Raw genomic sequence first — 23,522 nt, forward strand, 5'->3', positions numbered from 1 at the left:
CGGTTACTGCAAGTAGGGGATGGGATCGACGCTGTCGAACCCCTTGCGGACCTCAAAATGCACGTAGGCGTCGCTGCCCCCGCGTAGGGCTGCGATGGATTGGCCGCGTGCCACTTGTGCACCCTTTTTGACCGATACATCCGTGACATTGGCGTAGACCGTTAACAATTCGGGGTCATGGCGGATCACGATAATCGGGATGCCATCGGCGCTTTTGGTGATGGCCGCAACGGTGCCCGCATCGGCCGCTTTGACAGACGTCCCGGCGTCGGCTTTGATGTTAACGCCCTCGTTTTTACCCTTTGAATAGCCGCGGATAATGGAGCCCGTGACGGGAAAGACCATACGTGCATCTGCCGCTTTTTCTGTCTGTTTGCCCACGTCAACAGGGGGCGGTGCGGGGATGGGCGCGCTGGGTGTGCTGTCTGGCAGGGGGGTCACGGCGCTGGGGGGCGTTGGCGTGGGCGACCCGGCGCCGGGTGCTGGCACTGCGGCTGTTTGCACTGGCGCTGCTTGTTGTGCGACGGGGATCAGCAGAAACTGACCTTCACGGATCGCGAAATCAGAGCCAAGCCCGTTCCATTCGGCCAAGGATTTGACAGGCACCTGATACAGACGTGCCACGGTATAGGCGGTCTCGCCGCGCTCGACCTTATGCCGGGTGGGTTCGGCGTTGGCCTGCGGTGGGGCGGCAGGGGGCAGCGCGGATGTTTGCACGCCCTGCGATTGCGGCGCCCGGTTGATGGCGTTTCCGGCCAATGTTCCGATATCGACATTGCCGGGTGCAGCGGCGGCGGGCGCCGTTTCGGCCACACGCCCAGGCAGCGCGATCACCTCGCCCTGACGCAGGGGGGCGCCTTGTTCGATACCATTGTAGCGGGCCAGTTCTGCGGGACCAAGGCCCAACCGATTGGCGACGGCGTCAATGGTATCGCCGCGTTTGGCGACGGCCACTTGATAATTGGGGTAGGAAATCACGCCGCGCGCGTCGGGGCTGGGCCGGGCGGCGGTGGGGGCGCCGGTTGCAGCGCCTGCGGTGCTGAACTGTCCCAACCCGCCGCGCAGGTCAAAATCAAGAGGGCCCGCGCAGCCCGCCAGCACCAAAAGTGATGTTGCGGTCATCAGTGAAAGGCGCACACGGTTGCGCGAAATCATCGGGGTCATCTGCTTGTCCTCAATCAGGCCGGGGCCACGCATTGGTTAATCCAACGCTTTATCCGGCGCAATATAGCAGCTTATGCGTCCTTGCCCAGGCCTTCGAGTAGCGGCACAAAGCGGACTTGGCGCAATTCTTCGTATTCAATGCCATCTGGCGTTTTTCGCGCCACGATCAAATGCTGGATACTGTCGGATTGGCCGACGGGCACAACCATGGTGCCACCCATCTTGAGCTGTTCCATCAAGGTGCCGGGGGGGTCTTCGGCGGCGGCTGTCACGAGGATCCGGTCAAAGGGGGCTTGGTCGGCCAAGCCAAAGCTGCCGTCAGCGGTGATTGCGGTGATATTGTTGAGGTTCAGGGTGTCGAACAGCTCGCGGGCTTCGCGGACCAGACGGCGGTGCCGATCAATGGTGTAGACCCGGCGCGCCAGTTTGCTGAGGATCGCGGCCTGATAGCCAGAGCCGGTGCCCACCTCGAGCACCTTGTCACGGGGGCTGATCCGCAGCGCTTGGGTCATCAAACCCACCACAGACGGCTGGCTGATCGTTTGCCCGCAAGCAATGGGCAGGGGCATGTCCTCATAGGCGCGATCCGAGAAAATACCCCGGATAAACGGCCCACGATCAATCGCCTCCATCGCCGATAGCACGCGCGTATCGGTTACCCCCTTAGAGCGGAGCGCATAAAGAAACTGCATCTTGCGTTCCGCGTCGTCGGTCATGTGGCGATGCCGCCCAGCTGATCCATCATGTCATGTGCGGTCAGATCCGCGCGCATGGGCGTGACAGACACGTAGCCCTCTAGGTTGTCTGCCGCATCAGACCCTGCCGCGGTCGGGACTTGTTGGTTGCCGCCCCGTATCCATAAAAACCGCCGGCCTGACGGCGACACATGCGGTTCGGTCGAAAACACCGTGTCGGGTCGTCTGCCTTGTGTCGACAGGCGAATGCCTTTGACATCTGCACCAAGAACGGGTGGAAAATTCACGTTGTAAAACAACCGGTAACCGCCCGTTTCTGGGGGGGTGGCGGCCAAAATGCGACGCACAACATCTGCGCCATGCTGGGCTGCGGCCTCAAACGGGTCGTCGGCTTTGGCGTTCGCAGGGCCAAAATACTGTGACAGTGCGATCGCTGGCACACCTTGCAAAGCGGCCTCCATCGCGCCGCCGATTGTCCCGGAATAGAGCGTGTTTTCTGCCGAATTATTGCCCCGGTTCACGCCTGATAGCACCAGATCGGGGGGGGTATCTTTCATCACGTCATGCAATCCGGCCAACACGCAATCGGCGGGCGACCCTTCGGCGGCAAATCGGCGGGGGCCAAATTCGCCGATCATCATTGGGTGGGTGTAGCTGATGCAATGGCCGACGCCGGATTGTTCAAACGCAGGGGCGACTGTCCAGACTTCGCCGTCGGGGCCTGCCAGGTCGGTCGCTATCGCGTCCAGCACCTGTAGGCCGGGGGCGTTGATGCCGTCGTCATTGGTAATGAGAATGCGCATGAAAATGTCCCTTTGCGCCTTGATAGGCGAGGGTTGCACGGGCGGCAAGGCGCCAGCCTCTGGCGGGGGGCGTTTTTAACCTGTGAGCAGGCCCAACCCGGCCAAAATGTCTGCGGCTTGGGCATGTGGGTCGTTCAAGGCGTTGCGGTCTTCGCCGGGGTGGAACCGCGCGCGGGTGGCCGTGGGCATCGGCGCGGGCGTGACGATATGCACTTTGGGGCCGGTGTTGGTGGTTTCGGCCTGCCAGCTTGTGGCAAGCGCGATTTGCGCGGCTTTGCTGGCACCGTAGCTACCGAAGAATTTCGCGCCTGCGGTCACGTCATCAAAGAACACAGCCTGCCCTGATTGCCCCAACAGCGGCGCGACATAGGTGATCAGGGTGGCGGTTGCCGTGATGTTCCCTGTCACGGATTTGGCGAAATCCTTGGCATCGATGTGGTCAGTTGGGGTCAACGGCGCGGCGTGGATCGCGGTGTGCATCCATAAATCAAGGCTGCCCCAACGGTCGAAAATACCGCGGCACAGGGTCGCCATGGCATCGGTGTTGGTGACATCCATGGGCGCCAATGTTGTGCTGCCGCCTTTGGCTGTGATCCGGTCGTCAAGCTCTTCTAGGGCGCCGGTGGTTTTGGCCACGGCGATGATGTGGTGAGTGGGCGCAAGCGCTTCGGCGAGGGCGGCACCAAGGCCGCGGGACGCGCCGGTGATCAGAGCTGTTTTTGTCATGATATCGTAGTGATATGGTTTGCTTGGGCCGTCAAGCGCCCGCGTTGGGTCCCTGCGGGCCGAGCTGTGGAAAAACCGACAGGATCGTATGCGCCAGCCGCTTGGCTTCGGCTGGATCCAGATCGAGCCCAAACCCCAAGCTATGAACGCCGTAGTCCAATTGTAGGGTGCCAGACTTGCGGCTGTACCAGTTGGGCAGTTGATTGATACGCTGCGCGGTGGCGTCTTCGACCACGCGCAGATGTGCGGCATCTGCAAAATTGCATTCCACCCGCCGCGCCCAAATAGGGATGTTCCTTGAGATCAGGATTTTCGATGATGAGATTTCGATCCGTTCGTACCCGGTTACCATCCACAGAAAACCCGCAATCGCGAACGCCCCGCCGACCGTCCAAGCGCACAGCCAAAACAAGAGAAACAGCCCACCAGCGCCAGCGCCGCCTAACAACAGGCTGCTGTCACCCAACCAAACGCCCAGCAACATAGCCAAAACCCGATCAACACCCGGCGTTTTGCTGGGATGGTCACTTGTAATGTTTCGCCGTCTTGCACAACGCGTGCGCGTCCGGCGTTTGGATCCAGCATGGAGGTGTTATTCTGCGGCTTTTAGCTTGAAACCCTGTTCCATCATGTCTTTGGGCTCAATCGGGTAATCGCCGGTAAAGACCGCATCATGGTAGGTGGGGTTGGCCGGGTCGCGGCCGTTTGGTTCCCCCACAGCGCGGTAAAGCCCGTCAATGGACACAAATTTGAGCGACGACACACCCAGATAATCGCGCATCTCTTCTTCGGTCATATGTGCGGCCAACAGCTCGTCGCGGTTGGGCATATCGACGCCGTAGAAATCGGGCCAGATGGTGGGGGGGGATGCGACGCGGAAGTGCACCTCGCTGGCGCCGGCCTCTAGGACCATATCCTTGATCTTGCGCGACGTGGTGCCACGCACGACAGAATCGTCCACCAAAATGACCCGCTTGCCCTTCATCAGGGCCCGGTTCACGTTGAGTTTCAGGCGCACGCCCATGTTGCGGATCTGTTCGGTGGGCTCAATGAACGTCCGACCGACGTATTGGTTACGTACGATCCCCATCTCGAAGGGGATGCCGCTTTCTTGGCTATAACCGATGGCCGCAGGGGTGCCGGAATCGGGCACAGGGCACACCATATCTGCCTCGACCGGCGCTTCGCGGGCCAGTTCTTTGCCGATATTGCGGCGCACTTCGTATACGGATTTGCCTGCAATCACCGAATCTGGACGGCTGAAGTAGACGTACTCAAAGATGCATGGGCGCGGTTTTTGGGGTTCAAACGGACGGTAGGATTTGATGCCCTCGTTGTTGATAACGACCATCTCGCCGGGCTCGATTTCGCGCAGGAAATCCGCACCAATGATGTCGAGCGCACATGTCTCGGAGGCCAGCACATGGCCGTCACCGATCCGACCCAGTACCAGTGGCCGGATGCCCAGCGGGTCACGCACACCGATCAATTTGGACCGGGTCATCGCCACTACAGAAAACGCACCTTCGACTTGGCGCAGGGCTTCTTTCATGCGGTCGGGGATGGTGCGGCCCATGGACCGTGCCATCAGGTGGATCATGCATTCGCTATCCGAGGAGGATTGAAAGATCGAACCGCGTTCGATCAATTCGCGCCGCAGGGCCATGGCATTGGTGAGGTTGCCGTTGTGGGCCAGCGCCGCGCCGCCCATGGCGAATTCGCCAAAGAAGGGCTGTACGTCGCGGATGGCTGTGTTTCCTTTGGACCCGGTGGTCGAATAGCGCACATGGCCAATGGCAAGCGGGCCGGGCAGGGTTTTCATCACCGATTGTGAGGTGAAATTATCCCGGACATAGCCGAACCGCCGCGCGGAATTAAACCCGTGGTCGGGGTCGTGGCTGACGATGCCCCCTGCTTCTTGGCCGCGATGCTGCAGCGCGTGCAGGCCGAGGGCTACGAAGTTCGCGGCATCGGCGACGCCGATGGCACCAAAGACCCCGCATTCTTCTTTGAGTTTGTCGTCATCTTCCCCCAAATCGTAATAGGGGGTGTCAGACAGATGTGCAGTAGGCGTGATCTTGGACAAGGGGGCAGCTCCGAATCCACTATGGCAATTGAGGCCGTGTGTAGGGTGTCCGGGCCACGCTGTCACGAAACTATCATGATCCGGTGAAGATTTGTCGTATCAAATTTTTGTATGCAACACGTCTGACGGGAAACCGGGCGCCATGGCCTCAAAATCAGGCGCCGCAGCTACCCACCAGGGTTTCGTATTGCTGTGTGATCCATCCCAGCGCCTGTTCGGGTTCGGAATTTTGGATACGGTCCGAGACTTGCCCAAAGACCACCGCCGAGCGGCTTTCATCCACCATGGTGTAGGTTTCGCCTGTCACGACGGTTTCGTAGACAAAGAACGCGATCGCCACCAGCAACACGCCGCGCGCCACGCCGAACACAAACCCAAACCCTTGGTCGATGCCGCCCAAAGCAGAGCGTTGCACAATTGACGCAAAGAGCGGTGTGAACAACGACACCACAATCAACGCGACCGCAAAGACCAGTGCAAAGGCGCCGATCACCGATAATTCGCAGCTGTCGGCGATGAATTCACCCACCACCGGGATTTCGCGCACCAGCGGTTCGACCTGCGGCGCAAAGATAAAGCCCAAGACCGCCGCCGCGACCCAACCGGCAATGGCCATGACTTCGCGCACCAGCCCGCGCCCGTAGGCCAGCAGCGCCGAGACGATGATGACCAGCGCCACAACGCCGTCAATGATGGTAAAACCTTCCATAGTCTTTCAACGCCTTTTCGTTACTGGCCCTTAGCCTGCGCCAAATATCTCGCCCACAAAACCGGTCAAATCGCCCATTGTGGTCAAAGACAGTCCGCTTGCTTCAACAGATTTCCCCCCCCGTGGGGTGATCGCCGCCGTGAAACCAAGTTTTTGCGCCTCTTTCAACCTGTTTTCGGTCTGGGTGGCCGGTCGCAGGGCCCCTGACAGGCTGATTTCGCCAAAAACCACGGTTTCGGCGGGCAGGGCTGCGTCTTCGCGCGCGCTCAGAAGGGCGGCGGCCACGGCCAAATCGGCGGCGGGTTCCGATACCTTCAACCCGCCCGCGACGTTCAGATACACATCAAGCCCCGCAAAGGGGATGCCGCAGCGCGCCTCAAGGACCGCCAAGATCATCGCCAACCGCCCGCCATCCCAGCCCACGACCGTGCGCCGCGCCTGTGAATGGGGCGAGGGCGACACCAACGCCTGAAATTCGACCAAAACGGGGCGGGTGCCTTCGACCCCGGCAAACACCACCGACCCCGGCGAAGGTGTGCCGCGTTCGCTGAGAAACAGCGCAGAGGGGTTGAGGACCTCGGACAGGCCCTGGCCGGTCATTTCAAACACGCCGATCTCATCCGCCGGGCCAAAGCGGTTTTTCACCGCGCGCAAAATGCGGAATTGGTGGCCCCGTTCGCCTTCGAAATAAAGCACGGTATCGACCATATGTTCGACCACGCGGGGGCCTGCGATCTGGCCTTCTTTGGTGACATGGCCCACCAAAACCACGCTGATGCCTTTGCGTTTGGCAAAGGTCGTCAGTTCGTGCGCGGCGGCGCGGACCTGACTAACAGAACCGGGGGCGCTGTCGACGTTATCGGCCCACATGGTCTGGATGGAATCGATGATCGCGAGCTGTGGTTTTTCGGCCTCGAGGGTTGTCAGGATGTCGCGCAGGTTGGTTTCTGCGGCCAGTTTCACCGGCGCATCCGCCAGCCCCAGCCGTTGCGCGCGCATGCGCACCTGCGCTGATGCTTCTTCGCCCGACACATAGATCGTTTTCAGACCGGACCGCGCAAATTGTGCCGCCGCCTGCAACAGCAACGTCGATTTGCCGATGCCCGGGTCGCCGCCCACCAAAATCGCAGAGGCAGGCACAAGGCCGCCCCCCAAAACGCGGTCAAGTTCGGTGATGCCGGATTGGGTGCGGGGCGGCGGGGCCTCTTGCGTGGACAGATCCGTCAGGACAACCTGCGACCCACGCTTGCCCCCCAATGATTTCGCAGGGCCTTTGGAAATGCCCGCGTCTTCAGAAATGGTGTTCCATTCGCCGCAGGTTTCGCAACGCCCCGCCCATTTGGTTGTGGTGTTGCCGCAAGCGGAGCAAGAAAAAGACGGAGATTTAGCCATACCGCTTCATGCCTCAGGGGGCCTGAGACGTCAAAGGGATTTGCGCGTTATTCCGCCGCGATCCCCGGCAGGTGCAACACACCCTGACGCGGGTTGTGCCGGGTCAGATCATCGGCGCGCGTCTGGTCAAGTTCGGGCAGAACGTCGTGCAGGTCGTCGATCATGCGGTTCAGTTGCGATTGGGCGATGGTTTCATCCATGTCCAAACGGCTGGCCCATTGACGGATGTCGCTGTGCAACGCTTTTGCGTGATCCAGACGGTCTTGGAACCCGTCGACTTCGTGCTGACGTTGGCGCAAGAAATCATAGGCGCGGTCCATGCGGTCGTCGGAATAGGTCTGTGCGAGGTCTTGGCTGACGCGGCTCATTTGGGCGGCGATCTCCATAACGTCGGGTTCCAGACCGCCCAGATCTGGGTGCGTGCGCAGATGCAACATGCGTTCTTTTACGGCATCAAATTCAGAGGACATTTGAAATGCGCCGGTGCGGTCTTTGGCGTGCACCACCGCATAGGCGTGGGCCACGTCTTCCATGCGGATCGAAAACCGGTGATGCGCGGCTTCGAGTTGCATCACGCGGTGGTTGGTCGGTAGGAAAAAGCACATGCTCACCAGCACCCCGGTGATCAGGACCTGACCGTATAGGCCGCCCTGTTCCAGCAGCGTGCCGTTGATTGATACGGGCAATTCCAGCCACGGCACAACGCCGAATGCGGCCAGAGCGGTATATGAGGCCATCGCAATCGCCATGAGGCTAACAAGCGCGAGCGTCGCGCTTTGGAATGCGGTGCGGGTCTTCAAAAGAGCGTATGACATACGATCCATGGGGTAACTCCCAAACAAAAAATACGAACACTGGCGGATAGGCGTCCGCCGTTAATTAAAAATAACATAAAAATACGCGATCCCCGAGCGTAAACGAAATATTAGTAAATGCGGGGGCGTGCCGGGGCGCATTGTTGCGCCGACGTGGACAATGGGCAGATATTGCGCGGATCGTCGGCGAATCGCCTAGCGAACGGCCTCAATCGGGCCATCCGCCTTGCCTTGGATGAACTGATCCAGATACGGATTGCCGCTGCTGTCCATCTGATCAACAGGGCCGGTCCATTGAATCACACCGTCGTGCAGCATGGCGATAGTGTCGGCGATCGCCCGCACGGATGTCATATCATGGGTGATGGTCATTGCGGTCGCGCCCATTTCGACGACGATCTCGCGGATCAATTCGTTGATCACCCCAGACATGATCGGGTCCAGCCCGGTGGTGGGTTCGTCAAAAAAGATGATCTCGGGTTCGGCGGCGATGGCGCGGGCCAACCCCACACGTTTGGCCATGCCCCCCGACAGTTCGGCGGGCAAGCGGTCTGCGACCTCGGGTTTCAGACCCACACGGCGCAGTTTTTCGATGGCGATCTCGCGGGCCTCGTCGCGGGGGCGTTTGAGCGACCCGCGCAACAACCGAAAGGCGACGTTTTGCCAGACGGGCAGGCTGTCAAACAGCGCGGCGCCCTGAAACAGCATGCCAAAGCGCGCCAAAAACGCATCGCGGTCGCCCGAACTGGCATCTTGGCCATCGACGGTGATGGTTCCGCTGTCTGGTTTGATCAGACCCAAAACGCATTTCAACGCGATGGATTTGCCCGTGCCCGACCCGCCGATGATCACCATCGATGTGCCCTTGGGGATCGACAGATCCAAGCCCCGCAGCACGTGGTTTGGCCCGAATGATTTATGAACGTCGCGCATTTGGATCATAGCGTAAAGAACACTCCCGTCAGCACGAAGTTCGCGGCCAAGATCAAGATCGCAGCGCCTTCGACCGCCGTTTTTGTGGCACGCCCCACGCCCATGGCGCCGCGCCCGGAATTCATACCGTGGTAGCAGCCCATTGTGGCCGCCACGAACCCAAAAACCGCGCCTTTGGCCAGTGACGAGATCACATCCAGCGGCTCAAGAAAGTTGACCGTGTTGCGGATATAGCTGGCGGGGTTGAACCCCAGCGTGCCCGTAGACACCGCATAGCCGCCAAAAACCCCAATGATGTCGCCCACAGCCACCAGCAATGGCACCACCAGAACGGCGGCCAAAACACGTGGGACGGTCAGATATTTCATCGGGTGGGTGGACAGCGTCACCAAGGCGTCGATTTGTTCGGTCACCTTCATGGTGGCGATTTCGGCGGCGATGGATGATGTCACGCGTGCGGCGATCATGAGGCCCACAAGCACCGGCCCCAGTTCGCGCACCATGCCTACGGCGACGATCTGCGGCACCACGGATTCTGCATTAAACCGCGATCCGCCGGCGTAGATTTGCAGCGCCAGCGCGCCCCCCGTAAACAGCGCCGTCAGCCCCACCACCGGCAGCGACAGCCACCCGATGTTCAACAGCGCTGATAGGAATTCGCGGGCGTAAAAGGGGGGGCGCACCATGTGGCTGATGGTTTGCGCGGCAAATGTCGCGATCCGCCCAACCAAGGCCAACATGCCCAAGGCCGTCCGTCCTAGCAAAGCAAGGGGTTTCATCACAGATACACCCGTTTGTAGCGCGCGCCCAAAGACGTCAGAATTTCATAGCCGATGGTGTCTGCAAACGCAGCGACGGTGTCGACCGTCTGGTGCGGGCCCAGCAGTTCCAGCGTGTCGGGTTCGTGAGCCAGTCCGGTGACATCCACCCCGATCATATCCATCGAAATGCGCCCGACAACCGGCACCGCAGAGCTGCCAGCGTGCAGCGTGGCCTGTGGCCCCATGGCGCGGATGATCCCATCGGCGTAGCCTGCAGATATCGTCGCGATCCGCGAAGGGCTGCGGGCCGTCCACGTGTTGCCGTAGCCGACGGTTTCGCCCACCGCCACATCGCGGATCTGGATCACGGGGATGTGCAACTGGACCACGGGCACTGCGTCGGCAAACGGCATGCCGCCATAAAGCCCAACGCCGGGGCGCACCATATCAAAGTGGTAGTCCGGGCCCAGCAGGATCCCCCCCGTGGCCGCAAGGGACCGCGGCGCGTCGATGTCGTGGGTCATCTCTTGAAAGCTACGCAATTGTTGTGCGTTCATCGGGTGATCGGTCGCATCTGCGCAGGCCAGATGCGACATCACCAAGGTGGGCGATTGGTCCAGCGCCACATCCCGTACGGCGGCCCATTCGGCGGGTTCCATCCCCAGACGGTTCATGCCGGTATCAAGCTGGATGCCAAACCCATGGCCGGGCAGCGCCTCAAAGTGGCGCAGCATTTGATCGACTGAATTGATCATCGGCGTCAGGTTTGCGTCGCGGATCAGCGGTGTGTCGCCGTCCATGTGGCCTGAAAAAACGTTGATGGTCGGGCCTTTGCCCAAGGCCGCGCGCAGGGCCACGCCTTCTTCGGCGACGGCCACAAAGAACGTGCGCGCGCCAGCCTGCGCCAACCGTTGGGCAACAGGGGCCAACCCCAGCCCGTAGGCATCCGCTTTGACGACCGCCGCAGGGTGCGATGCAGATGCCGCACTTAACCCGCGCCAGTTCTCGACCAACGCGGACAGATCAATGGAGAGGGTCGCCGTTGCCATAGCTGGGTTTTTGACAGGGATCAGCGGCGCGTCAAGAGGAAACTCCCGTGACGGCGCGGCCTCGCGGGGATGTCGGATCGTGTGATGTGAAAATAGCGACGTGTCTTAGGGGGATTTCGGGTTTGCCGCATCTGTGGTCCCGCAAGGCGTTTCTGACAGGGCGTTGGCTGGGGCGCGTATGCTGGGCTAAACCGCGCGCTGTTGGTGATGTGTTTGGGCCGCGTGTGACGGTTGACTGGGTGACGCGGCGTGCCGCCCTTTGTGGGGGGGAAGGCACAGGTTAGGGCGCGGCCGCATGTTCCGCAGTGAGTATGGCCAATTGCGCCTGCGCCTTTTCCAAAGCAGCGGTGTGTTCTGCGTGAAAATCAGGTCACTCGGCTTGCATCTGGGCAAGGTCACACGTGACGCTGAAATGAGTGCTGTTCAATCCGTCTAACCTGTCGTGAAGTTCTTTGGCTTGCGTACCCGTGGCGGTCTTCAGTTGTTCTTGCGTGTCCTGAATGTATCTTGGGGTACGGGTCAAGCAGTCTGCCGCATCTTCTATTGTACTTTGATGTGCCTTTAGAGTGCGCTGTGCGCTTTCGATAGTTCGCTCTGCTTGGGCAGCGTTTTTCGCCCGTGCGTCCGGGGTGTTTTGATTTATGAGCGTGATTTTGCTTTCGTCAATCTAATCTTGGACTGTCTTACCCTTATCGGCGGGGCCGATGACCATGTCGGGATCTTAGATAGAGGTCTGGTTGGTGCTGGCCGCAATATCTACGATCATTAGACTATCCGAAATATGCATCACAGCGACGACATATCAGAAGCCCTTTCACACCCGGTGTATCGGCGCGATGGGTTTGGGGGGCAGGCGGCGTCAGTAGTCCTGATCGCCACCTTGCTGCCAGGGTTGTACCAAGTTGCCAAAGCGGGTGAACCGCCCTTCAAAGCTCAGATCAACGGTGCCGATTGGCCCGTGCCGTTGCTTGCCGATCACCACCTCGGCGCGCCCATGCAGACGTTCCATTTCCTCTTGCCACTTGGCCATGGCATCCAGATCGTGATCACCAGGTTTTTCGCGCTCTTTGTAATATTCCTCGCGGAACACAAACATCACCACATCGGCGTCTTGTTCGATCGACCCTGATTCGCGCAAATCGCTTAGCTGCGGGCGTTTGTCTTCGCGGTTTTCCACCTGACGCGACAGCTGCGACAACGCCACCACCGGAATATCAAGCTCCTTGGCGATGGCCTTAAGGCCCATGGTGATTTCCGAGATCTCATTGACCCGGTTTTCCGATTTGCCGGTGCCGCGCACCAGCTGCAGGTAATCGACCATCAGCACATCAAGGCCATAGGTCCGTTTCAGCCGCCGCGCGCGCGCGGCCAACTGCGCGATGGGCAGGGCGGGCGTGTCATCAATATAAAGGGGGCAGGCCTCTAGGGACTTGGCAGCGTCCACAAACCGGCGGAATTCGGTTTCGGTCATGTCGCCCCGGCGGATCTGTTCGCTGGGCACTTCGGCGGCCTCTGACAGGATCCGCGCGGCAAGCTGCTCGGCGCTCATTTCGAGAGAATAAAACCCTACCACGCCGCCGTCTACGGCGCCTTCGGTGCCATCATGCAACTTGCCCCGCTTGTAGGCTTTGGCGATGTTAAACGCGATGTTGGTGGCCAGAGATGTTTTACCCATCGATGGGCGCCCCGCCAAAATCAAAAGGTCAGACCGGTGCAGCCCGCCCAGTTTTTTGTCCATGTCGATCAGGCCCGTGGACAGGCCAGCCAACCCACCGTCCCGCTGATAGGCCGCGTTGGCCACATTGACCGCGTCCGTGACCGCCTTGAGGAAACTTTGAAACCCGCTTTCGGCTTGGCCCTGTTCGGCCAGTTTGTACAACGCCTGTTCGGCCTCGACGATCTGCTCGCGGGGCTCCAGCGCCACATCGACTGTTGCGGCCTTGTCAGAGATTTCCCGACCCAGTTGGATCAGATCGCGCCGCACCGCCAGATCATAGACCATCTGCGCGTAGTCACGCACCGCAAAAGCCGAAATCGCGGCGCCAGCCAACCGCGCCAGATATGCCGGCCCGCCCAATTCCTTGAGCCCCTCATCGTCTTCCATGAAGGATTTCAACGTGACAGGCGAGGCGAGGTTGTTTTTGGCGATCCGCGCGGCTGCGATTTCGAAAATACGCGCATGCACGGGATCGTAGAAGTGTTTAGGCCCGATGATAGACGCCACCCGGTCGTAGATGTCGTTGTTGGTCAGGATCGCGCCCAGCAGCTGTTGTTCGGCCTCAATGGAATGGGGCATGCTTTCGGGGGACTGCACGTCCACGCCGGTCGGATTAAATGTAGAAAGTTCGTTCATGCCTGCCCCGCTGTCGTCCCCACATCGACCATACCTGCGCGCCTATGGGCACCGCAATCGGTATAACCTGTGGATATTATTGTATGTATGTATGCTTACCGGATCTGGTGGCAAAATGCACGCCGTTTACACGATAAGGTAGCAGTTTAATCAGATTTCTGGGCGTCCTGCCATGCGCGTGGGTCGTTGAGAAAGGTCTCGACCTCGGCCAGAGTGGCCGCGTCAAAGGCCTCTTGGGCGCGGGCTTCGGCCAGAACATCCCACCAGGTGCATAGGCTGTGCAAGACAACACCATGATCCCCAAGGGTCTTTTGTGTTTCGGGGAAAATGTCGTAGTAAAAGATCACCGCCGTGTGCCCACAGGTGGCGCCGGTTTCGCGAATCGCATCCACAAAACTCAGCTTGGAACCGCCGTCGGTTGTCAGGTCTTCGACCAACAGCACCCGCTGGCCTTCGGTCATATCGCCCTCGATGCGCGCACCCTTGCCGTAGCCTTTGGGCTTTTTGCGCACGTAGGTCATGGGCAGGCCCATACGTTCGGCCACCAGTGCCGCAAACGGGATGCCCGCAGTTTCGCCACCGGCGATGTTGTCAAAGGCCTCAAAGCCGGCGTTGCGCATGACGGTCACGGTCAGAAAATCCATCAAAGTGCTGCGAATGCGCGGGTGGCTGATCAGTTTGCGGCAATCGATATAGGTGGGGCTGGGCAGGCCCGAGGCCAACGTAAAAGGGGTGGCCGCGTTAAAGTGCACCGCTTTGATTTCCAACAGCATGCGGGCGGTCAGGCGGGCGATCTCGGTCGGGGAGGGAGAGCTGCTGGGGATCATTGCGGGGTCCTTTATTCGGAGGTGCGGGGCACTTTGGGGTAGTTTAGGGGGCGTCAGAGGGCGGTTAGGTCACGGCCCAATTGAGATCAAAACCGGGGTCAAACACCGTGACGGGGCCATCTGGCGTATCGATATGCGCGGGGTAGGTCGCGCCGGTTTTGGTTAGGGTGATCGTGGCGTCATTGGGCGGCAGTTTGTAAAACGTGGGGCCATTCAGGGCGCTAAAGCGTTCCAGCTGATCCAGCGCGCCGTCGTCTTCAAAGACCTGCGCCAAGATCGACATGGTGTTGGTCGCGGTGAAGCAGCCCGCACAGCCGCAAGGTTGCAGTTTGTTGTCATCGGTGTGGGGGGCAGAATCGGTGCCCAGGAAAAACCGCGCCTCGCCCGAGGTTGCCGCCGCGCGCAAGGCCAGACGGTGTTCTTCGCGTTTGGCCACGGGCAGGCAGTAGTAATGCGGCTTGATGCCACCTGCCAGAATGTGGTTGCGGTTGATCACCAGATGGTGCGTCGTGATGGTCGCGCCCAGGGTGTCGTCCTGCGCACGCGCGTAGTCGACCGCGTCGCGGGTGGTGATGTGTTCCATGATCACGCGCAAACCCGGCGTCGCACGGCGAATGGGGTCAAGGACGTGGTCAATAAACACCGCCTCGCGGTCAAAAATGTCAATCTCGGGGTCGGTGACCTCGCCGTGCACACACAAAGGCAGGCCAATTTCGGCCATGCGGTCCAGCACCGGGCGCACGGTGTCAAAGTTTGACACGCCGCTGGCGGAATTGGTGGTGGCCCCGGCAGGGTAGAGCTTGACCGCATGCACAAGACCCGACGCATGGGCGGCGGCCACATCATCTGGGTCTGTGTCTTCGGTCAGATACAGCGTCATCAGCGGCGTAAACCGCGTACCGTCGGGCAGGGCCGCCACGATCCGGTCGTGGTAGGCGCGCGCATGGGCGGCGGTCACAACGGGCGGCACCAGATTGGGCATGATGATCGCGCGTGCGAAATGCCGGGCGGTTTCGGGCAGGACGGCGTGCAACATCGCGCCATCGCGCAGGTGCAGGTGCCAGTCGTCGGGCTGTCGGAGTGTGATGCTTTGGGTCATGGTGGTCCGCTAGCACAGCTTTGCGCGCAGTGCCAGTATCAGGCGGGCACTGGCGGCGCGAGAAGGTCGAGGCGCCGTGCAAATCGCGGTGCATTATGGCGTCGCACCACCGATTGGCACAGCAATCGTTGCAGAATGGGCCGTTGGTCGTCGTCTAATTGCACCAGCAACCGGCGCAGATACGGCATGTGGTCACGCCGCGCGCGCATCAGTTGCGCAAAGGAGCCGTCGTTTAGGGTGCCCCGACCGGCATGTGCGATCAGTTTGGGCAACAGGTGCATCGCGTTCAGATCGGCCTGCAGGTCTGCGCCCATCCGCCGCATCCGTAGTTTTGTGACATTGGGTTTGGTGAACAGCGCCGCATGCATGGCGTCGGCGGTATGCACCGGGTCAAACAGCACAAACGCCTCGGCGGCGGCATCCAGCATATCGGGCGCATAGCCGTAGCGGTCTGAGAAACTGGTGCGTCGCATGGCTGTAAAACGGGTGTCCCATCCGGTGATTTGCGGGTCCAGTGTAGCTTGCGGTTGGATTGCCAGCACCCGCGCGCCGGGGGCCGCCACCGAAAACGCAGCCGCCGCATAGCCGCACGGCCCCGCGCCATAAAACAAGACGGTTTCGAACCGGTCAAAGAACCCATCGTCAACCAGCGTGTCGAAATATGTATAGATCGCGGGGTCGCGAAACCACGTGTCACCATCGCTGATCAGGCCCAGATGTGACCACTCCACCCGTTGCATCATATCCCAGCCCAAAGGGTGGCCGCGGCGCGACAGGGTTTGCATGCTGCGGTGGGTCTCGAATGACACCAACAGGGTTGGTCCGCTGTTGATAAAGGTTGCCACATGGTCAGGCCCCAGCGGGGTCAATGTTCCATGACCCTGAATGAGTGTACGCGCGGCGGCGACCCAATCTGCGGGGTGCCGGTGTTGAAGGGACTGTTCAAAGTCCGGCGCAGAATTCAACATGGGTGTGGTCCTTGTGGTCTGGATGTGGCGCGTCGGGGGTATGCAAAACGGTTCACGCGGAAATGTGCAAGTGGGCGATGGTTATTTCATCCCTCAACGCGGTTTTTTTCATCGCGCAACGCGTGGGCTGTCAAAATCTTGGCCCGCGCGCGCGAGATCGGCCGTGACGGCGGTGTCATCAGCAATCTGGTGAACAGCGCGCGGCTGGGTTCGTCCTGCATTAAGGTTTCAAAGCGGGTTTTGCGCCACTGCACGGCGGTGTGGTGTATTTGGGCCAATGTGGGGTCGGCCATGAACGTATCCTTCAGGGCCTGACTGCGCGGTGCGATCGCCTGCACGGTGGTATCTGTATCTGCGTCGTAGTTCCGCTCGACCCAGTAATCCAACGCCAAGGGCATATCGCTATGCACCGCGCGCCCGCGATCTGCCTTGACCACATAGCTTTCCATTGCGCCCAGCGGATAATGATTGAGCTGCACCAACCCGCAATTTGGTTGGCCATAGTCGGAAAATATGCGCCTCGTTTTGAAGTCGTCGCCCAAGGTGCGGCCCTCGCCATCGACCCAATTGGCTTGGTTCACCCTGTCGCGATTGGGCGCGCGGGGCCGGTGCACGCCCAATTTCGCGTAAACGCCGTCATTGCGGTACAGGGTTTTGAACATCGTCGCCCGCCACGGCCAAAACACCGTTTCAGGGGCGCAGCGGGTAAAGGTTTGTGTAGGCGGGGCATCGGCATAGGCCACCACGCCGCCATTCCCAAACAACCGCCACGTCAGGGTGATCGCAGTGGCCTGTGGCAGGGCGGCTAGTAAATCAGGCAGGGTGTTGTCGCCGATTTTCACGTTCACGAATTCGTCGATATCCAGCGCCAGCACCCAGTCGGCGTTGCGCACCAACGGATGGGCATCGGCCTTTTTTAGCGCGGTGAACTGGATGCCACGTTGCCCGTAAGGGCCGTCATTGCGGATATGGGCCAGGTCGCCCAATTGGGCGAGATGATCCAACATATCATCCGTTCCGTCCTGGCAATCGTTTGAACAGACAACAAAATCGGTGACACCCACGGCGCGGTGGTGGGCCAGCCAATCCAACAAAAACGCCGCCTCGTTGCGCACGCATAGCACGGCCGTGATTTTGGGGGGCACGGCGTGGTTATCCACGGCAAAACATGCCGAATACGGGGCGCGGTATGAGCACGGGGGGCTGTTCCTTTGGGGCGGGTGTATCAGAGCATGTCAGCTAGGGTTTGAGGCGTCAATCTGGTGCATCATGCTTGACCCTTGGCAGATTGAGTGCAGGGTATGCATCCTAACAGGAGGACATATGGCAGGTTTTGATACAATCGACGCGGTGCAGGAAATGCTGGCCGCGCAGGGGTATGTCTGCGACCGGTCGCTGGGGACGGTGGTGTTTTTGGCGCTGCGTTTGGGGCGCCCGTTGTTTCTGGAGGGCGAGGCGGGGGTCGGCAAAACCGAGATCGCCAAGGCGTTGGCGGCGGGACTCAACCGGCGGCTGATCCGGCTGCAATGCTACGAAGGGCTCGATGCGGCGACGGCCGTCTACGAATGGAATTTCCCCGCGCAGATGGTGGCCATTCGCACCGCCGAGGCCGCCGGTGATCGGTCGCGCGCGGATTTGCAGGCAGAGCTCTTTAGCGATGACTATCTGATCGAACGACCGTTGCTGGATGCCATGCGCCCTGATCCGTTGGGCGCGCCGGTGCTGTTGATCGACGAATTGGACCGCACCGACGAGCCCTTTGAGGCGTTCTTGCTTGAGGCGCTCAGCGACTTTCAGGTGACTATCCCTGAATTGGGCACCATCATCGCGCCCGAGCCGCCGATCGTGATTGTGACGTCCAACCGCACCCGCGAAGTGCATGACGCATTGAAACGACGGTGTCTGTACCACTGGGTGGATTACCCCGATTTTGACCGCGAAATGGAAATTTTGACGGCGCGCGCACCCGAGGCCGCCGCCGCGCTGAGCCGCGAGGTGGTGTCGTTTGTCCAACATTTGCGTACCGAAGATCTGTTTAAGAAACCGGGCGTGGCCGAGACGATTGACTGGGCCAAATGTCTGCTGGCGCTGGATGTGATCAACCTGAGCCCGGAGGTTATTTCTGACACGCTGGGCGCGATCCTGAAGTACCAAGACGACATCCAAAAGCTGCACGGATCAGAGGCCAAGCGCATCCTTGATCAGGTAAAAAGCAGCTTGGAGGTGGCGTGAATTTTCAGGGCAAAGAGGCCATTTCGCGATTCACGTCAGGGGTGTCAGGGTTGTCTGTCGTCCGGTGGGTTGGTGATCTGCGATGCTATAGATGGTCCGTGGCTTGGGTGGCCTCCGGTCTCACGCGTATTGAGAGGGCAGATCAGACGTCAGTGCAAGACCTTCCTCGATTGCGCTTGATGTTACCCACCGCTGCATCTCGGATGACCGAAATTGCCTGAATACGCCCCCCTCATCTTGCCCGAAAACCCCAAGCTGGCGGGCAATATCACGCATTTCGCGCGGGCGCTGCGGCGCGCGGGCTTGCCCATTGGGCCGGGGCGGGTGATTGATGCGATCGGCGCGGTCGAGGCAGTGGGGTTCACCGACAAAGGCGACTTTTATTGGACCTTGCACGCGTGTTTTGTGAACCGACCCGAGCACCGTTTGGTCTTTGCGCAGATCTTTCGTTTGTATTGGCGTGATCCGAGGTATTTGGAACATATGATGGCCCATATGATGCCGGCCATCCGGGGGGTGCAGGAGGACCGTCAGGCGCAGTCGGCGGAAAAACGTGCGGCGGAAGCGTTGCTGGATGGAGCCGAGGCGCCGGAGCTTGAGGAAAAACCCGGCAGTGACGACACCACCGAGGTCGAGATCGACGCCAGCCTGACCGTTTCGTCGCAAGAGCGCCTGCGCAGCTTGGATTTCGAACAGATGAGCACCGCCGAGATGGCCGCCGCCAAACGGATGTTGGCCAAGCTGACCCTGCCGGTACAGCCGATCCGGTCGCGCCGGGCCAAGCCAAGCCTGAACGGGGCGGGTATTGATACCGCGCGGACCCTACGTGCGAGCATGCGGCAGGGTGGCGAACTGTATAAAATCGCGCGCAAAGAGCCGCGCCCCAGGTGGCCCAATCTGGTGGTGTTGTGCGATATTTCGGGATCGATGAGCCAATATTCCCGCGTTGTGTTGCATTTCTTGCATGCGGTGGCGAATGCGAAAGGCGCAGGGTGGGCCAAGGTGCATGCCTTTACCTTTGGTACGCGGCTGACGAACATCACCCGGCACCTGAAACACCGCGATGTGGATGCGGCGTTGGCGGCGGCAGGGGCCGAGGCGCAAGATTGGGAAGGTGGCACGCGGATCGGGGAAAGTCTGGCGACGTTCAACCGCGATTGGTCGCGGCGTGTCATGGGGCAGGGCGCGGTGGTTTTGGTGATCACCGACGGGTTGGACCGCGACGACCCCGATGCGTTGGCCCGCCAGATGGAACGGTTGCATCTGTCCGCACGGCGGTTGATTTGGCTGAATCCGCTGCTACGTTGGGACGGCTTTGCCCCCAAGGCCCAAGGGATCCGCGCGATGTTGCCCCACGTGGATAGCTTTCGCGCGGGGCATTCTATTGCGTCGTTAGAGGATCTTGCCGCATCGCTGTCCCGCCCGGAGGATACGGGCGAGAAGACGCGATTGATGCAGTTGCTGTCTTAGGCGACGGCTTTGGCAAAGCTGCTGCGGTAGAGGGCCGTAAGTTCGGCCATTGGGGCGGTCGCGGCGCCAAATTGCACGTCTGTGCCGCCGAATGTCCCGACCTGTGCCAGCGGCAGACCGGTGGCATTGGCGGCGGCGGTCAGGGTTTTGGCTTGTGCGGGCGTGCAGGCGATCAGGTAACGCGCCTGATCTTCACCAAAGAGCGCACCGGTATCGGCCGCATCTAGTGTCACACCAACGTTTGCGCCTTCGGCCAGTTCAAATGCGGCCAACGCCAAACCGCCATCTGACAGGTCAGAACAGGCCGCGATGTGGGTGCGCTGGGCGCGGATGAACGCGCCGTGGGCGGCCTCGGCTGTTAGGTCCACGGAGGGGGCATCGCCTTCGGCCCGGTTGAAGGCTTCGGCCAACAGCGCCGATTGCCCCAGATGACCTATGGTTGTGCCCAGCACCAGCGCCACGTGACCGGCCTGAACATCGCAGCCGATGATGTCATCGACGTGGTCGATCAAACCTACCGCGCCGATGGTGGGCGTGGGCAAGATCGCCTCGCCGTCGGTCTCGTTGTAAAGCGACACGTTGCCCGAGACGATCGGCATATCCAGCGCCTTTACGGCGGTGCCGATGCCGTTGATCGCGCCCACAAATTGTCCCATAATGCGAGGTTTTTCGGGGTTGCCGAAATTCATATTGTCGGTGGTGGCCAATGGCGTTGCACCCACGGCGGTCAGGTTGCGGTAGGCTTCGGCCACCGCTTGTTGGCCACCCATGACGGGGTTTGCGGCCACATAACGCGGTGTCACATCCGAGGTGAACGCCAGCGCTTTTTGCGTGCCATGCACCCGTACGATGCCCGCGCCGATGCCCGGAATACGCACCGTGTCGGCCATGACCATCGTGTCATATTGTTCGTAGACCCATGCCTTGGCGGCGTAATTGGGGCTGGAAATCAACGCCTTGAGGCCGACAATCGGGTCGATCTGCAGGTCTTCGTCAAAGGCCGCCGGGGTGGGGGTTTCCTCCCACGGGCGGTCGTATTCGGGCGCGGTGCCTGCCAGCGTTTTCAGCGGCAGGTCTGCTTTGACCTCGCCGTTGAGCATGATCAAAAACCGGTCTTCGGCGATGGTTTCACCGACAATGGCAAAATCGAGATCCCATTTGTCGAACACAGCCTTGGCTTGTGCCTCCAGTTCGGGGCGCAGCACCATCAACATGCGTTCTTGGGATTCCGACAGCATCATTTCATAGGCTGTCATTGCTTTTTCGCGCACGGGCACGTTTTCGAGATCAAGGCGCACACCAAGGTTGCCCTTGTCGCCCATTTCCACCGCCGAACAGGTCAGCCCAGCGGCCCCCATATCTTGAATGGAAATCACAGCACCCGTTTGCATCAGTTCTAGCGTGGCCTCCATCAGGCGCTTTTCAGTGAACGGGTCACCGACCTGCACCGTGGGGCGCTTTTCTTCGATGGTATCGTCAAATTCAGCCGATGCCATGGTCGCGCCGCCCACACCGTCACGGCCGGTTTTGGCGCCCAGATAGACCACCGGCATACCGATGCCCGACGCGGCGGAATAAAAGATCTTGTCGGTGTCTGCGAGGCCCGCCGCAAAGGCGTTGACCAGACAGTTGCCGTTATAGGCAGGGTCAAACCGAACCTCGCCGCCGACCGTGGGCACGCCGAAACAATTGCCGTAACCGCCAACGCCTTCGACCACGCCGTGCACAAGCTGGCGAGTCTTGGGGTGCGCAGGTTCGCCAAAGCTCAGCGAATTCATCGCCGCAATGGGGCGCGCGCCCATGGTGAACACATCGCGCAGGATGCCGCCGACGCCGGTGGCCGCGCCCTGATAGGGTTCGATGTAGGAGGGGTGGTTGTGGCTTTCCATCTTGAACACCACGGCCTGACCATCGCCGATATCGACGATGCCCGCGTTTTCGCCGGGGCCGCAGATGACCTGCGGGCCTTCGGTGGGCAGGGTGCGCAACCATTTCTTGGAGGATTTATACGAACAGTGTTCGTTCCACATGGCCGAGAAAATGCCCAGCTCTGTAAAGCTCGGCTCGCGGCCGACAATGTCAAGAATGCGCGCATACTCATCGGGGCTAAGCCCGTGGTTCGCGATCAGATCCGGTGTGATGGCAGGTTCAGTCATCGCCCAAAGGCCCCCAAGCTAGGTAATGCGCTGTCTTTAGAGGAAGGGCGCGCCGGGGAAAAGACCAAAGCCGGGCCTGTCGGGCATCACATTGGCAGGGCGCAAAAAAAAGGCCGAGCGTAAAGCTCGGCCAAGTCCAACAGGGAGGTATGAAGGCAGATGCAGAGCATCCGCTCCTTCGACAGCCAAAATAAGAGGCGTTGTGCTCAGGATCAAGGCGGATCGTAATTTCTATATAGCATGCCCGATATGCGTCGGATGCATAGCTCCCTTGCAGGTCATATTTTCTGCTGTTGCTTGACCTGTTTGCGGAAGGAGTTGATCTCTTCTTGCACGAAATTTTTAAAGGCAGAGACGCGTTGCGAATGGCGCAGTTCTTCGGGGTAGGCCAAAAAGACGGGCACGTCGGCTGATTCCATATCCGGCAGTACCTGCACAAGATCAGGGAAATTTTCGGTCACGTAGTCTGGCAGTGCGCCAATGCCCAGGTCGTTCAATACGCCCTGCAGCACCCCAAAGTAGTTGTTGACCTTCAGCATCGAGCGGATCTCGTAGGTCATGAGGTGTTGCACCATATTGCGCCCGGCGCCCACCTGGTTGCTGTTGGTGTTTTGGCAAATCAGCCGATGTTTCGAGATCTCTTCGATCTCATGCGGGGTGCCGTTTTCTGCAAGGTAATCAGGTGTCGCAAACAGGCACATGCGGATCATCATCAGCTTTTTGCGGATCAAATCGGCTTGGCTTGGTTCTTTCATGCGAATGGCCACATCGGCCTCGCGCATGGGCAGGTCCAGCACGCGTTCTTCGAGCATGAGATCAATTTTGAGGTCAGGGTATTGTTCGTACAGTTTGGGCAGCCTTGGGGCCAACCACAGCGTGCCAAAGCCGGTTGTGGTGGTGACGCGCAATTCACCAAACACTTCTTCTTCGCTGTCGCGGATACGGGCGGACGCCGTGTCGAGCCGTTTGGACATGGCGGATGTGGCGTCAAACAACAGCTCGCCTTGTTCGGTCAGAATAAGCCCGCGCGCATGGCGGTGAAACAGAATGGTGTTCAGCATTTCTTCGAGGCCGCGCACCTGTCGGCTGACCGCCGATTGCGACAGGTTCAGTTTATCGCCTGCGTGGGTCAGGGACCCCGCATCTGCGACGGCGTGAAAGATCCTCAACTTATCCCAATCCATAGGTACACCTCTTGGGGTTGTTTGGGATCTCGTAGACACATCTATAGTTAAAATACAGTGATACTGAGCCGGATAAGGCGGAAAAGGCGAAAATACCCCT

21 protein-coding genes are annotated in these 23,522 nt (G+C 60.1%); 2 read left to right on the forward strand and 19 right to left on the reverse strand.

Going from position 1 to position 23,522, the window contains the following annotated elements; all coding sequences use genetic code 11:
* Window positions 1-3 precede the first annotated feature (3 nt).
* The 17 genes from ABJH13_RS14515 to ABJH13_RS14595 form a co-directional block, all read right to left on the reverse strand.
* Entirely contained in the window at window positions 4-1,164 is a 1,161-nt protein-coding gene (locus ABJH13_RS14515; RefSeq protein ID WP_348406935.1) for a LysM peptidoglycan-binding domain-containing M23 family metallopeptidase, read from the reverse strand.
* A 71-nt stretch (window positions 1,165-1,235) separates the two neighbouring features.
* Complete coding sequence (locus ABJH13_RS14520) at window positions 1,236-1,880, reverse strand: protein-L-isoaspartate(D-aspartate) O-methyltransferase (protein ID WP_348406936.1); 645 nt, start codon at window positions 1,878-1,880, stop codon at window positions 1,236-1,238.
* Complete coding sequence (surE, locus tag ABJH13_RS14525; protein ID WP_348406937.1) at window positions 1,877-2,662, reverse strand: 5'/3'-nucleotidase SurE; 786 nt, start codon at window positions 2,660-2,662, stop codon at window positions 1,877-1,879. The genes ABJH13_RS14520 and surE overlap by 4 nt, the downstream gene beginning before the upstream one ends.
* 75 nt (window positions 2,663-2,737) lie before the next feature.
* A complete protein-coding gene (locus tag ABJH13_RS14530; RefSeq protein ID WP_348406938.1) occupies window positions 2,738-3,388 on the reverse strand; it encodes an SDR family oxidoreductase in 651 nt (216 codons plus the stop codon).
* Between the two features lie 31 nt (window positions 3,389-3,419).
* Window positions 3,420-3,872 carry a hypothetical protein gene (locus tag ABJH13_RS14535; protein WP_348406939.1) on the reverse strand — a complete coding sequence of 151 codons (453 nt, stop codon included), beginning with the start codon at window positions 3,870-3,872 and terminating at the stop codon, window positions 3,420-3,422.
* Between the two features lie 108 nt (window positions 3,873-3,980).
* A complete protein-coding gene (gene purF, locus ABJH13_RS14540) occupies window positions 3,981-5,474 on the reverse strand; it encodes an amidophosphoribosyltransferase (protein ID WP_348406940.1) in 1,494 nt (497 codons plus the stop codon).
* A 154-nt stretch (window positions 5,475-5,628) separates the two neighbouring features.
* Complete coding sequence (locus ABJH13_RS14545; RefSeq protein WP_348406941.1) at window positions 5,629-6,183, reverse strand: CvpA family protein; 555 nt, start codon at window positions 6,181-6,183, stop codon at window positions 5,629-5,631.
* A 30-nt stretch (window positions 6,184-6,213) separates the two neighbouring features.
* Entirely contained in the window at window positions 6,214-7,575 is a 1,362-nt protein-coding gene (gene radA / locus ABJH13_RS14550) for a DNA repair protein RadA (protein ID WP_348406942.1), read from the reverse strand.
* A gap of 47 nt (window positions 7,576-7,622) precedes the next feature.
* On the reverse strand, window positions 7,623-8,399 hold the full coding sequence (locus ABJH13_RS14555; protein WP_348406943.1) for a DNA repair protein: 777 nt from the start codon (window positions 8,397-8,399) through the stop codon (window positions 7,623-7,625).
* A gap of 186 nt (window positions 8,400-8,585) precedes the next feature.
* Window positions 8,586-9,332 (reverse strand): ATP-binding cassette domain-containing protein, encoded by a 747-nt coding sequence (locus ABJH13_RS14560; protein WP_348406944.1) that lies wholly within the window; start codon window positions 9,330-9,332, stop codon window positions 8,586-8,588.
* Window positions 9,329-10,102 carry an ABC transporter permease gene (locus tag ABJH13_RS14565; RefSeq protein ID WP_348406945.1) on the reverse strand — a complete coding sequence of 258 codons (774 nt, stop codon included), beginning with the start codon at window positions 10,100-10,102 and terminating at the stop codon, window positions 9,329-9,331. The genes ABJH13_RS14560 and ABJH13_RS14565 overlap by 4 nt, the downstream gene beginning before the upstream one ends.
* Complete coding sequence (gene alr, locus ABJH13_RS14570; RefSeq protein ID WP_348406946.1) at window positions 10,102-11,133, reverse strand: alanine racemase; 1,032 nt, start codon at window positions 11,131-11,133, stop codon at window positions 10,102-10,104. Before alr ends, ABJH13_RS14565 begins: the two co-directional genes overlap by 1 nt.
* A gap of 859 nt (window positions 11,134-11,992) precedes the next feature.
* Window positions 11,993-13,486 (reverse strand): replicative DNA helicase, encoded by a 1,494-nt coding sequence (locus ABJH13_RS14575; protein WP_348406947.1) that lies wholly within the window; start codon window positions 13,484-13,486, stop codon window positions 11,993-11,995.
* A gap of 146 nt (window positions 13,487-13,632) precedes the next feature.
* Window positions 13,633-14,313 (reverse strand): orotate phosphoribosyltransferase, encoded by a 681-nt coding sequence (locus ABJH13_RS14580; RefSeq protein ID WP_348406948.1) that lies wholly within the window; start codon window positions 14,311-14,313, stop codon window positions 13,633-13,635.
* Between the two features lie 64 nt (window positions 14,314-14,377).
* On the reverse strand, window positions 14,378-15,412 hold the full coding sequence (gene pyrC, locus ABJH13_RS14585) for a dihydroorotase (protein WP_348406949.1): 1,035 nt from the start codon (window positions 15,410-15,412) through the stop codon (window positions 14,378-14,380).
* Window positions 15,413-15,450: 38 nt separating this feature from the next.
* Complete coding sequence (locus ABJH13_RS14590; protein ID WP_348406950.1) at window positions 15,451-16,380, reverse strand: phosphoadenosine phosphosulfate reductase; 930 nt, start codon at window positions 16,378-16,380, stop codon at window positions 15,451-15,453.
* A gap of 86 nt (window positions 16,381-16,466) precedes the next feature.
* On the reverse strand, window positions 16,467-17,525 hold the full coding sequence (locus ABJH13_RS14595; RefSeq protein ID WP_348406951.1) for a glycosyltransferase family 2 protein: 1,059 nt from the start codon (window positions 17,523-17,525) through the stop codon (window positions 16,467-16,469).
* A gap of 178 nt (window positions 17,526-17,703) precedes the next feature.
* Between ABJH13_RS14595 and ABJH13_RS14600 the strand changes: the two genes are divergently transcribed.
* Both ABJH13_RS14600 and ABJH13_RS14605 read left to right on the forward strand, forming a co-directional pair.
* Window positions 17,704-18,612 (forward strand): MoxR family ATPase, encoded by a 909-nt coding sequence (locus ABJH13_RS14600; protein WP_348406952.1) that lies wholly within the window; start codon window positions 17,704-17,706, stop codon window positions 18,610-18,612.
* A 213-nt stretch (window positions 18,613-18,825) separates the two neighbouring features.
* Window positions 18,826-20,082: a VWA domain-containing protein gene (locus ABJH13_RS14605; protein WP_348406953.1), complete on the forward strand. Its 1,257-nt coding sequence runs from the start codon at window positions 18,826-18,828 to the stop codon at window positions 20,080-20,082.
* On the opposite strand, the gene purL is transcribed toward ABJH13_RS14605, so the two are convergent.
* Complete coding sequence (gene purL, locus ABJH13_RS14610; RefSeq protein WP_348406954.1) at window positions 20,079-22,238, reverse strand: phosphoribosylformylglycinamidine synthase subunit PurL; 2,160 nt, start codon at window positions 22,236-22,238, stop codon at window positions 20,079-20,081. The genes ABJH13_RS14605 and purL overlap by 4 nt on opposite strands.
* A 278-nt stretch (window positions 22,239-22,516) precedes the next feature.
* Complete coding sequence (locus ABJH13_RS14615; RefSeq protein ID WP_348406955.1) at window positions 22,517-23,422, reverse strand: LysR family transcriptional regulator; 906 nt, start codon at window positions 23,420-23,422, stop codon at window positions 22,517-22,519.
* Window positions 23,423-23,522 lie beyond the last annotated feature (100 nt).

Origin of the sequence: Roseobacter sp., from assembly GCF_039970775.1 — a bacterium.
GTDB lineage: Bacteria > Pseudomonadota > Alphaproteobacteria > Rhodobacterales > Rhodobacteraceae > Roseobacter.